This window comes from Solibacillus sp. GQ1, from assembly GCF_059758555.1.
This window is the reverse complement of sequence record NZ_JCAXEX010000001.1, coordinates 1,015,670-1,027,995: the sequence shown is the minus strand read 5'-3', so window position 1 is coordinate 1,027,995 and position 12,326 is coordinate 1,015,670. Positions and strand designations below refer to the sequence as shown.

Annotated in this window: 12 protein-coding genes; 4 read left to right on the top strand and 8 right to left on the bottom strand. The window is 37.2% G+C overall.

The features are described from left to right. Positions 1-9: 9 nt before the first annotated feature. From AC6CH1_RS04980 to AC6CH1_RS04970, 3 genes are read right to left on the bottom strand one after another with little or no spacing between them, the layout of a single operon-like run. Positions 10-372, bottom strand: a complete 363-nt coding sequence (locus AC6CH1_RS04980) for a hypothetical protein (RefSeq protein ID WP_427710486.1) — start codon at positions 370-372, stop codon at positions 10-12. A gap of 34 nt (positions 373-406) precedes the next feature. Then, positions 407-931, bottom strand: a complete 525-nt coding sequence (locus tag AC6CH1_RS04975; protein WP_498316468.1) for a P-loop nucleotide/nucleoside kinase family protein — start codon at positions 929-931, stop codon at positions 407-409. A 38-nt stretch (positions 932-969) separates the two neighbouring features. Continuing rightward, positions 970-1,665, bottom strand: coding sequence for a Type 1 glutamine amidotransferase-like domain-containing protein (locus AC6CH1_RS04970; RefSeq protein ID WP_498317736.1), 696 nt, complete (start codon positions 1,663-1,665; stop codon positions 970-972). Between the two features lie 648 nt (positions 1,666-2,313). On the opposite strand from AC6CH1_RS04970, the gene AC6CH1_RS04965 reads away from it, so the two are divergent. Continuing rightward, positions 2,314-2,706, top strand: coding sequence for a glucosamine 6-phosphate synthetase (locus tag AC6CH1_RS04965; protein ID WP_498316467.1), 393 nt, complete (start codon positions 2,314-2,316; stop codon positions 2,704-2,706). A gap of 53 nt (positions 2,707-2,759) precedes the next feature. Here the strand turns inward: AC6CH1_RS04965 and AC6CH1_RS04960 are convergent, their stop codons facing one another. Beyond that, entirely contained in the window at positions 2,760-3,236 is a 477-nt protein-coding gene (locus AC6CH1_RS04960) for a sigma-70 family RNA polymerase sigma factor (RefSeq protein ID WP_498316466.1), read from the bottom strand. Positions 3,237-3,913: 677 nt separating this feature from the next. Here AC6CH1_RS04960 and proB point away from each other — a divergent pair. The 3 genes from proB (at position 3,914) to AC6CH1_RS04945 (ending at position 7,260) form a co-directional block, all read left to right on the top strand. Continuing rightward, positions 3,914-4,996 (top strand): glutamate 5-kinase, encoded by a 1,083-nt coding sequence (gene proB / locus AC6CH1_RS04955; RefSeq protein WP_251688668.1) that lies wholly within the window; start codon positions 3,914-3,916, stop codon positions 4,994-4,996. A 14-nt stretch (positions 4,997-5,010) separates the two neighbouring features. Beyond that, the gene (locus AC6CH1_RS04950) at positions 5,011-6,276 is read left to right on the top strand and encodes a glutamate-5-semialdehyde dehydrogenase (protein ID WP_498316465.1); all 1,266 of its coding nucleotides are present in this window, start codon (positions 5,011-5,013) and stop codon (positions 6,274-6,276) included. Between the two features lie 90 nt (positions 6,277-6,366). Next, positions 6,367-7,260 (top strand): DMT family transporter, encoded by an 894-nt coding sequence (locus AC6CH1_RS04945; protein ID WP_498316464.1) that lies wholly within the window; start codon positions 6,367-6,369, stop codon positions 7,258-7,260. Positions 7,261-7,332: 72 nt separating this feature from the next. Here AC6CH1_RS04945 and AC6CH1_RS04940 read toward each other — a convergent pair whose 3' ends face one another. The 4 genes from AC6CH1_RS04940 to AC6CH1_RS04925 form a co-directional block, all read right to left on the bottom strand. Then, positions 7,333-8,529, bottom strand: a complete 1,197-nt coding sequence (locus AC6CH1_RS04940; RefSeq protein WP_498316463.1) for an aldehyde dehydrogenase — start codon at positions 8,527-8,529, stop codon at positions 7,333-7,335. A 130-nt stretch (positions 8,530-8,659) separates the two neighbouring features. After that, positions 8,660-9,781, bottom strand: a complete 1,122-nt coding sequence (locus tag AC6CH1_RS04935; protein ID WP_251688676.1) for a virulence factor — start codon at positions 9,779-9,781, stop codon at positions 8,660-8,662. Positions 9,782-9,791: 10 nt separating this feature from the next. Continuing rightward, a complete protein-coding gene (locus AC6CH1_RS04930) occupies positions 9,792-11,678 on the bottom strand; it encodes an ABC-F family ATP-binding cassette domain-containing protein (RefSeq protein WP_498316462.1) in 1,887 nt (628 codons plus the stop codon). Then, on the bottom strand, positions 11,675-12,307 hold the full coding sequence (locus tag AC6CH1_RS04925) for an HD domain-containing protein (protein WP_251688679.1): 633 nt from the start codon (positions 12,305-12,307) through the stop codon (positions 11,675-11,677). The genes AC6CH1_RS04930 and AC6CH1_RS04925 overlap by 4 nt, the downstream gene beginning before the upstream one ends. Between the last annotated feature and the right edge of the window lie 19 nt (positions 12,308-12,326).

The window sequence follows — 12,326 nt, the reverse complement described above, 5'->3', positions numbered from 1 at the left end:
TTACAACTATCATTTTAAAGGTAATTGGATTGTTTCTGATTGACTGTTCCACTTTATTGTCGCTTTAAGTTCTGATCCTTCCGTTGCATTCGAACAGCCATAAGGCAGAAAAAACATGCCATTTTCATCTAAAGAAATGGAGGCCCCTTCTTTATTATCAACACTAAACTCCAGTTGCTCTGGCATCGGATCGTTACCTAGGTATTTTATATAGCCTTTAGTAGAATTGCAGCCATTATCATCTGTCACTGCATATTGAACTCTCCAATTTTCACTTTCACCAAAAAACACATAATCTTTTTGTATGCAGGCAGATAAAAGAATAGCACTAAACAATATTAGTATTCCTATTTTCGAACTAACGAGTTTCAATACAACACCTCCACAGTCCAGATCTCAGTATGGCTTACTCCTTGATGAAACCAATCACTCGATCTATGTAACTCTCTAAAGGTTCATTAGTATCTACAACAATATATGAACCTTCATTAGGTTTCTTACTATTTTCAATAGTGAATTTAAATGTTTCTTCTGAGTAAGCCGCTTCAATTTGACTAACCATTCTATTTCGATTTTTTAATCTATTATTAATTTCTTGAAAATCATTCAGATAACACTCAACGTATTTGTATGTGACATTATACTTTTTTGACAATCTTATGCCTCGATCCACCATTTCCTGATAAAGACAAGGACTATCTAAAACGACATTTTGTCCTTGTGATAAATGAAATTCCACTAATGACCAATCAACATTATAGGCAATTTTACCAACAAATTTTTTCTCTATTGAAATTTCTTCAAATGACGATAATAATGAAGATTTTACAATGTCATGATCTATTATGACTGCCCCTGTTCTCTTTGCAATATGTCGAGAAAGCGTCGACTTGCCGGACCCCGGGAATCCGGACATTTGTATGAAAAACATGTTTAACAACTCACTTTTTTCGTAATTTTATTAAACTATTAAGTTCCCAAATATTCTGTTGGAAGTTTCCTTTCAATTATGCCCTTTTCCCAAAACACACTGTACGCCTTAGCATCAGGTCTGGAACTTAAAATTTTATGGATTTCATGCCCTTTATAATGGATCGCAACCCCATCATCAACAGCAATTCCTGATTGTATTTTTTTGGACTCAATCAGTTTATGATATGCAGGTCTTCTTTCCGTTTCTCCATCATAATGCGGACAGTTACTCCCCTTTAAGAATCCCAGGCAGGTTATTGGTTCAAGTCCATCCCCAAAGGAGTCTGTCACCCCCTGTTCAAACCAACAGATTGCCCCTGCGCTTAACCCAGCTAAAATAACCCCTTCCTCCCAAGCTTTTCTAAAAATAATGTCTAATCCCCAATCCTTCCACACAGCTAAAAGGTTTTTCGTGTTTCCCCCGCCAATATATAAAATGTCTTTCTCTAAAATGAAATTTTCTAAATCCCGAGTTGGCGGGCTAAATAGAGATAAATGTGATGGGTCGCAATTTTGTTGATTGAAAAAATTATAGAACCTGGATATGTATTGTTCAGAATCTCCACTAGCTGTAGGAAGAAAACAAATTTTCGGTTTTGCCGTATCCGCTTGATTTAAGATATAACGATCCAATAACGGGTTATCAGGTTCCATTGAAAAGCCCCCACCGCCCATCGCAATTATTTGTTTCATTTTCATTTGTGTACTCCTTTCAGTTGTTTATATGTTTTATATATTGCCATTTGGTTTTCAGTTGCTACTCACCTCTTTCAAATTTTATATCATTAAAAATGCGACGATTAATCCTACAGGAATCATTAACCAAAGCAAAATATTGCTTAATATTATTTTTAAATAGGAAGTATTTTTTAGTTTATTTATAGAAACAGAATGACACATGATAAGTACACTAAAAATCCATAGCGGTATAATTAAAAAGAATTCGGGAGTTATTGAATCCGTATCTCATAATGCTCCTGCTGCAAAGAACCAGGAAATCAATAAAACAACAAATCCACTGACAATTACATTTCCTATTATAAGAGTTTTCTTCATTTCTCTCCTTCCTTTCATTGGAAATTTCAAACCACTTAATCATTAATATTCTATAATGTTCGTAATAATCCCTTTGGTTCCTAAACAATGATTAGGAGCAACGTTATGAAAAAGGTTACACCTTTGAAGATATGCTACTTTGAAATATATGTTCAAACGTCATCTGAAACCATTAACAGCGCCGTTGACCAACAGTCTCCCTCTTTCGAGATAAATATTATCTCAATGTAGAAAATATTAACATTCCAATGTTATACTAATGATACAAAAAGGGGGATTTATTTCATGGTGAAAAGAAGGCGGACGATATTATGGATCATACCAATCGGGGTAATTGGTGTATTTTTTTACTTTTTCGGTCCACAAAAAGCCGTAACAGATAATGACTATATTACATATGTTCATGCTACACCCGTCATGGAAAATAGCGATACTACAATAGAACAAGCCCTCAAAAACTATTGTGAAGAAAGCAGCTGGGAGTATTTCCAAACAAAAATGATGGAGCATGTTGTGGAATTTAAAGGGAAATGCAAAGTTGATAACAAAGTACAGCCTGTTAATTTACAGTATGTTGTTGAAAAAGGACAAACAGATTACCGTATTGGGGCAATGCTTGTTAATGGCGAACAGCAATCCGAAGAGCAGAGAACAGAGTTTTTGAATATAATCCAATAAGATATTACAAAGTGGAAACTTCATAAGCTTCCACTTTTTTTATCCCAAAAAATCTATATTAACAAACCCCTTAACTTAGACAATAACCGTTGATGTCTTTTCTTTATTGTTTCATAGCTCAGCATATACTTGTCAGCAATCTCCTTTAACGAAAGCTCTTTTTCATACAAGGCGATCAACAGAAATTGCTCTTCTTTATTTAATTCCTCAAACCATTCGGGCCATTCAAAACTTGCTGTATCTAAAAAGTATTGCTGCGAATTAACGATAATTACATCTTCTTCCACTGCTAGTTCATGTTCTGATACGTGATTTTCTTTGGTTAATGCTCGAATAATAGCATATTTTACGGTCATGTAAGCAAACATCGCAAAATCCCCTTTAGTATCATCAAATTTCTGCAATGCCTGCCATAGAGCAATCCTTCCTACTTGCATATATTCATCCAAATCTCGATAAATTTTCAATTTATAGATGACCTTTTTTATTAATGTCTCATTTTCAAAAATAAGTTGTTCTGCATCCTGCATTTCTACAAATCCTTTAAGCTGTGCACAACTGATTATTCCTAGGTACTACAAATTTAAAAAATAGCTGAAAAAGAGACAAAGTACGGATTTATCATGAAAAATTAAATTTGAATAGTAAATAGTCGTAAAATTCACACTTTTATGCGGTAAATCGGTCCAAAAAGAAGATTTTCGCATAGTTTTCAAATAAATCAGACTTAATGATATTGACAAAAAATGAGCTATCATGCATGCTATTAGAAAATATAAAGGCATATTGAAGACGAGTACGCAGCAATTGGCTAAACAAGAGAGCACATTCCACAGGCTGAAAGGATGGCATAGCAAAACCTGCCGAACCTACTTCAACAGCTCCTACAAAAATAGGCGCAGACTCAGCGTTATGAGATGAAGTGGAATGCAAGTATTGGCATTCAATTTAGGTGGTACCACGGAAACAGCACATTTCGTCCTAATCAATAGGATTGAAATGTGCTTTTTTAATGTAATAAAGTGAAACTTCACTCAGTGGGGGGCTTTATCCCACTGAGTGTTAGTTGAACCAATCGGGCTTTTACGGGTAGTTGACCTTCCGCATAGAGGCGGAAGTCTTGTCTCTGCCGTGACGCTTTCGAGGCAGATAAATTACTACCCGTTTATGGTGTAATTTCAATATTTCTATTGAGGAGGATTTTTGGGTGGAAAGAAAACGTGTTGTAATAAAAATCGGAAGCAGTTCCTTAACAAATAATAAAGGGGAGCTTGATCATGAGAAATTTCATGACCATGTTGCTGCCATTGCTACATTGAAACAAGCTGGTCATGAAGTTATTTTAGTCTCTTCAGGCGCAGTAGCAGCAGGTTTCAGAAAGCTCGGCTACCCTTCTCGACCGATTACGCTAAAAGGAAAACAAGCGGCCGCTGCAGTTGGTCAAAGCATATTAATACAAGCGTATGCAGATGAATTTGCCACATATAATGAGACGTCCGCCCAAATCTTACTGACTCGCTCTGATTTTAACGATAAGCAACGTTACAGAAATGCTTATGAAACATTAACAGAGTTATTGGAACGTTCAATAATCCCAATTATAAATGAAAATGATACTGTATCTGTTGCTGAATTGACTTTTGGTGATAATGACATGCTTTCCGCTTTAGTAAGTGGTCTTGTTCATGCAGATCAGTTAATTATTTTAACGGATGTCAACGGGCTCTATACGGCAAATCCATTAACAAACACAGATGCAATTAGAATTGATCGAATAGAAAAAATCACAGAAGAGATGCTTCTATTTGCTACAGGATCAGGCTCAAAAGTCGGTACCGGGGGCATGCAGTCAAAGCTCGCCGCAGCCAATTATGCGATTAATACAGGTGTCGAAGTATTTATCGGCACAGGTTCCGGCCATACAAAACTGACTGAAATCCTTGAAAACAATGGTGACGGTACGTATTTTGAACGCAATGAAAAGTATGTTCCAACAAATAAACAGTGGGTCCAACTTTCAAAATCTTCCGGAAAGATTTTTATCGACGAGGGTGCAGTCCAAGCATTGCAGTATGGAGGAAAAAGTTTACTGCCAGCCGGTGTCTACGCCTATGAAGGACAATTTGAAAAAGGCGATGTTGTAGAAGTTTTTGACCGACATACATGTATCGGTCGTGGAGAAATTCTTTATTCTTCAGCTGAATTGGAGCATGCAATGGGTAAACGGACAACAGAACTCATGCATTACCCGATTGAAGTTATTCACCGTAATCAATGGGTCAAAATTTAGGGAGGTTATATTATATGACGAAAACAATTACAAATGAATTTATTGAAAAAGGCAAGCGTACAAAGAAAGCAAGCTATATGACGAATATCAAATCTACAGAAGAAAAAAATAAAGCATTAAGAAGTATTGCACAACAACTTCTTGCCGATATGGACATATTACTGACGGAAAACAACAAAGATATTACTGATGGAAAAACAAACGGACTCGACCAAGCGACACTGGACCGCATTTTACTGAATGAGAACCGTATTCAAGCGATGAGTGATGCAATCATGCAGCTAATTGAATTAGAGGATCCTGTCGGTGAAGTAGTCGAACAAATTACGAAAGAAAATGGCCTTCAAATTACTAAAAAGCGTGTACCATTAGGTGTAATTGGCATGATTTATGAAGCACGCCCGAATGTAACGATTGATGCAGCAACACTTGCAATTAAAACTGGTAATGCGGTACTTTTACGTGGCAGCTCATCTGCAAAATACTCAAATATTGCACTCGTTGCATCGATTCACCGCGCATTGGACGCTGTTGACTATCCGAAAGATTCCGTATTGCTCATCGAAGATACTAGCCGTGAAACAGCGAAATTTTTATTTACATTGACGGAATACTTGGATGTGCTAATTCCGCGCGGAGGAAAAAAACTGATTGATTTAGTCGTGCGTGAATCGACGGTTCCTGTACTCGAAACCGGTGCCGGGAATTGCCATATTTATTTGGACGAATTCGCTAATTTTGAGATGGCAAAATCAATTGTAAAAAATGCGAAAACACAGCGTTTATCTGTATGCAATGCAGCTGAGAGTTTATTACTTCATCAGGAATTTTTCAAAAATCATGGTACAGAATTTTTGCATTACTTACAGAATGAACTTGAAATAAAAATCTATGGCGATGAAAATGTGTGTACCGTCTTGCCAGAAGCGATCGAGGCAACAGAAGAGCATTATGCTGAAGAATTTTTGGCTCTGACACTAAGTGTTAAAGTAGTGGATGATGTATTCGAAGCGGTCCATCACATTAATCAGTTCGGAACTAATCATTCGGAAGCTATTATCACTGACAATCTGCAAAACGCTGAAATCTTTTTAAATTCGGTTGATGCGGCAGCTGTGTATCATAATGCATCCACACGCTTTACGGATGGCTTTGAATTCGGGTATGGTGCTGAAATCGGTATTTCAACTCAAAAGCTTCATGCTCGCGGTCCAATGGGTTTACCAGCATTAACATCTACGAAATACTATATACATGGCAACGGTCAGATTCGTGAATAGTATTCATCTTCCTTTTGCCTCTGCCGCTTTGCTTTCGAGGCAGAAAAATTACTACCCGATATTGCGGGATATAGAAAGCAGGTTCACCATATGAATGCACGCTCGATGCTTAAACTTACTCTTTCCATGGCTATTTTCGGCTCTATCGGTTTCTTTACTACGCAAACCGGCTTGCCTGCAGTAGAGCTCGTTTTTGTTCGTTGTATTTGTGCCACACTCTTTTTAGGCGGATTATGGTTTGTTACAGGCGGTCATAAAACTGAAGTTTGGAACAAAAGCGAAGTGATGAAAACGGTCATTTGCGGTGTATTTCTTGTCTTAAACTGGGTGTTTTTATTTAAAGCGTTCGAAGTAATGTCGATTTCTATCGCCATTTCAATTTATAATTTGGCACCGATTTTTGTATTAATATTAGGTTCGGTATTTTTGGCAGAAAAAATGGGAATACGCGCAATTTGTGCAACCGTTATTTGCTTTTTTGGTAGTATCCTCATTATCGGAATTGAAAGCTTTACAAGCGTTTCACAATTTATGAATTCTGGTTTTATTTGGGCATTACTTTCGGCCATTTGCTATGCACTGACAATGTTTACGAGTAAAACGATTCACGGTATGTCATCGTATGCTCTTACTTTTATTCAAACGATTGCTGGAATAATACTGTTGCTCCCGTTTTGCGATTTTGCAGCATTTGAAGGTTTAACAAATACAAACTGGCTTTACATACTTGGTACAGGTTTAATTCATACAGGATTTGTCTACTACTTATTTTTTGACAGTGTTCGAGATCTTCCTACTGTCATCGTTTCGGTACTCGTATTTGTCGATCCCGTAGTAGCGATATTATTGGATGCTGTATTACTATCATTCCGACCAAGTTTATTGCAAGTGCTCGGAATTGCCCTGATTTTCGGTAGTATTTTGTATACCGTTTTTGCCCCTGAACAAACCGTGAAGAAGCTAAAAACAAGTAGTTCACAATAAACTATATAAAAACGAAAAAAACTCTAAATAGGAGCGATTTAAACCCGCACACTATTTAGAGTTTATTTTTTTCTATTTAAACTGAGCCAGTTGTTTTGGTATCAGTATTTTATCTGCAAACCATATTTGCTTGAGTTTCGTTTTATCGCCCATATAAATTACGACAATTTCAATTTTTTTCAACTTTTTATAATGCGTAACGGCTGATATCCAATCTTCTTCATTAGGAAAATCGTCAAATAGTAATTCATTGCAGATTAAATAGATTTTACCGCTATTGCTATGAGATAATTCTAACTTTAACATCGTAAAGGCATAATTGATAACGCCTTTATAATTAATCGGTTCCGTTTTAAGTCCAAATGATTTATCCAGCTCGAAGTAATGATTAAAATCTATCGTCTCTTTATGTGTAATCATTTCCTGATCAATTGCTTTAATGAATGATAAAAAAACAAAATTGTGCTCATGTTGTTGTGAAAATTCCGAAACGGCCAATGCCAATCCATTTTGTAAAGTAAGGCTACGTTTCATCGATATATCTTTTTGAACACAAAATACATATGTACTGTTCGGATCGAGACCAACTTCTAAAAATTGTTCTGTCTGAAATTTGGATTTCCAAAACAAAACTTCGGAAAAGTGTCTTGATTCAATATAACTCATAAATTTTCTTAAATTATCATTGCTGATTGTCTCCCATATATTGTCACCGAAGAGCAATTCAACCGCTTTCGTTTCTTCTAATACTTCTTCTAAAATCCTGTCATAAATGGAATTGAATTTAAATAAATTCATATACCAATAGCTTTGTATTTTTAAATGGATTTCATGATAAATATCCTTAATATCTTGATTATCAGCAAGATCCTTTTCATATTCAGTTTTTAATTTTTCGATTTTCAACGCTTTACGCATATCATAAAAATAATCTTTTTTAATTTTTTTCCATATGTATAGTGCTACAAAAAATTTTTTTACAGAGGAATTCGTTAAGTACTCAAAGTGCAATTTTTCTAAATTTCGAGCTGAGAAAAATTCCAATATGAAAATTCGCCATTCTTTCAGCCTAATATCTTCTTCTACAATTTCGCTTTCGTACTCTTCCCCAATTTCAAAAAGTGACCAAATATCATGAAAAAATAAATAAAAATCATCACTTTCTAATAGTATGGAGTCATTACAATGTTCGGAGTAAAGTAAATTTAACAGTGCCTCTTTACGCTCATCACTTAATGAGCTAGGATTTTTCAACAATAGCTCCTCCATTATGGACCCACCTTTCTTTTGTATATTCCTAAATATATACCATTTTATCAAATTATGCCATTCGATTAAAAAATAATGTTTAATTAAAATAAAAAAACTGCTAACGATTATTTACGTTAGCAGCTTAATTTTAAGCTTTACGACTTTCTGTCATTTGTTTCCACACAGAACCTTTTGCTTCTTCCCCGCCTTCAATACGGGCAAGTGCCATTTTTGCTTGCAGCTTTACTTCGAATTCTTTATCTTCGCTCGCTGCTTTTAATGCGTCAATTGCTTGCTCCGTACCTACTTCATACAAGTACATAGCGGCACGCCAGCGGACAAGTTTATTTTTGTCACCTAATGCAGCGATCATCGCTGGCTCAAACTCAGGTAAGCCTAAATCACTCATACAGTCGCCCGCTGTACGGCGAACGGCTGCACTTTTATCATTCAATGCCTTCGTTAAAGCTGGTACAACCGCGATGTCTTCAATCATTCCTAAATAAACGGTTGCAAGACGTCGGATAGACATTTGCTCGTCTTCCAGCGCTTTTTCGAACAACGGTATATCCTTCACTTCCGGATCCGGTAATTGATCTAACAACTGGAAACGTTGCTGCCAATCTTCAACCTGCTCATATTGTTCCAATGTCACTTCTTTACGCTCTTGAGCTGCTGTGACAACTTGTTCATTTGCTGACTGAACAATTGTTTCAACACGATCTTGCGGATATAGTGCATCCACCTCTTTTAGCACTTCTTGTACAACTTGTTCTTTATCACCGTAGCGAACACCGAAATCGACCCATTTTCGTTCAAAAATATAGTTTTCGTCAGTCACACTGAATTGCAGTCGTTTGAAAGCTGTTGTGAAACGGTCTCCTGCGCTTATTCGCACTTCCCCTTCACCATCGAATGCTTTGATCTGCAATGGAATTGCTTTATACATTTGAACATGCACATTTACTTCCCCATAATGGTCATTCATCTCATATTCCGTGCTTTCAGTTGCCTCTCCGCCAATTGCGCGACGAATATCAGCTAAAATATTTTCCCATGCAAATTTTGCGTTACGTTCAATCGCCAGGAAGTTCGATACGTGATAAATGCCTTTTACACCTTCTACTCCAAAGATGGCTTGCAGCTCAGGAGATGCATCACCAATGTTGTCTTTCGTATAATTAAAACTTTTACCAAATGGTAAATCCTGATCAATAATTACTTTCATTGAATTTGGACTTGGTGTTGGTTCAATAGATAAAATTTTCATTGTTATGCTCCTATCCATTTGCAATTTCGTCTAAATAGCTCCATCGCTCGATTAATTGTTCATATTCCTGATTTAGCTTTTCTAAATCCGACGTCAGTTGCTGAAGTTTTGTAAAATCCGAACCTGCTGTTGAAACTTCATCTTCTGCCGTCATAATTTTTTCTTCAACTTGAGCAATTTTATCAGCAATAGTTTCCCATTCTTTCTGCTCTTTAAATGATAGCTTTTTCTTATCTGATTTCTGTTTTTCAACTTTTGGCTTTTCCTGCTTCATTTCTTTTGCTTCCTGCTGCAGTTCAGAATCGCGTTTTGCTAAATAATCGGTATAGACATCCAAGCTTTCCGATACGCCGCCTTTTCCGTCCAAAATCCACAGCTTTTTCGCAATACGATCAAGGAAGAAACGATCGTGACTGATTGTAATGACAACGCCAGGGAAGTTTTCGATAAAATCTTCAAGTACACCCAATGTTTCAATATCCAAATCATTCGTCGGCTCATCTAAAAGCAAAACGTTTGGTTGTTCCATCAATAGTCGAAGCAAGTGAAGCCTTTTGCGTTCCCCGCCTGATAATTTGCTGATCGGTGTACCGTGTGTATTAAGCGGGAATAGAAAACGTTCGAGCATTTGAGATGCAGAGTAGCGAACCCCGTCAGAATCGGTAATATCATTCGAAGCTTCACGAATATAATCGATCATTCGTGCATTTTCATTCATTGGTGGCAGTGCCTGCTTGAAATGAAGACGTTTTACTGTTGTTCCGACAATTACCTCGCCACTATCGGGTTCAATTTCACCTGCAATCATGTTAAGAAGTGTCGATTTTCCGTAGCCATTTGCACCGATTATGCCAATACGGTCCCCGTGCTGCAGTAAAAATTCGAAATCCTGAATAATGACACGGTCTCCGTAAGCTTTGGAAATTCCATCTGATTCCAACACTTTTTTTCCTAAACGTGTTGTGGCCAATCCCAATTCAAGATCCGACTGGTCATTCGAGCGATCAATAGATTCATCCAAAGTTTCGAAACGCTGAATACGTGCCTTTTGCTTTGTTGTTCGCGCTTTTGCCCCGCGACGAATCCATTTTAGTTCTGAGCGATAACGATTTCGTAATTTGGCTTGTGATGCTGCATTCATTTCTTCACGAATTGCTCTTGATTCAAGAAAATCACCATACGATCCTGTATGACGGTATAACGTTTTATCTGCCAATTCATATATATGTGTCGCTGTTTCATCCAGGAAATAACGGTCATGGGTAATAAAGATAACGGCCCCTTTTAGACGTGATACCATTTCTTGCAGCCATTCTGTCGATGTAACATCCAAATGGTTCGTTGGCTCGTCCAGTAAATACAAGTCTGCCGGTTCGATTAATACTTTTGCCAATGCAACACGTTTTTGCTGTCCACCTGAAAGACACGTTACTTCTTGATCAAACATATCGATTCCAAGCTTTGTTAATGCTTGCTTTGCCAATGCATTGACGTCCCAGGCATTTTCTGTATCCATTTGCTGCTGTAATCGAAATAGTTCATTTTGCAGCTTTTCAGATTGCGGATTTTGAGACAATGCTGCTACCGCCTCTTCATACGCACGGTTTAATTGTAAGATCGGTGAATCTCCACTAAATACCGCTTGTAAAACCGTTAAATCTTGTGGAAATTGCGGATCTTGTTCCAAATAGGCAATGCGGTACTTATTCGGATGGTCAAATTCCACTGTATCCGCATCCTGTTTTTTAGCGATAATCGATAATAAAGTTGATTTCCCTGTCCCGTTTATCCCGATTAAGCCTGCTCTTTCGCCTTCATAAATGGTAAATTCAATATTTTGAAATAGCGTTTTATCGCCAACTGTTTTTGTTAGATTTGATACGATTAAATGACTCATGAAATCCCGTCTCTTTCTTTTTTTAGCTGCTCTAAAAATTGTACCATAAAGGCATGACGTTCTTCAGCCATTTCGCGCCCTTTTGCAGTTACCATTAAATCCTTCAATAATAAAAGCTTCTCATAAAAGTGCGTAACAGACGCTGTGGATTGACTGCGATATTGTTCTTTCGTCATATTTACGCGCACTTCTTCAGCATCATCATATAACTTACGTCCCTTCGCACCACCGTAAGCGAACGTACGCGCAATCCCAACCGCACCTATTGCATCCAACCGGTCTGCATCGCGAACGATTTTTGATTCTACTGTTGTAATATCCCGTTCATTGCCCCCATTAAATGAAACCTCTGCAATAACCGTTTGGATATGTTGTTTTTCCTCATCCGTTAAATCAAGTTCATCCAGGATTCGCTGCTCCTGCTGTTTATCAACAGCATATTTTTCGTCACTGACATCATGCAGCAGCACGGCTAAACTCACGATTTTTCCACTTGCTAAAGGTTCTGATTTCAGGATTGTCATAGCGTTTTGATAGACACGTTCAATATGTTGAAAATCATGGCTTGCATCCATTGTTTCATAAATTCCTTTTACTAATTGTTCACAACGTACGATTACTTCGGACATGTTACATTCACCATTTTCT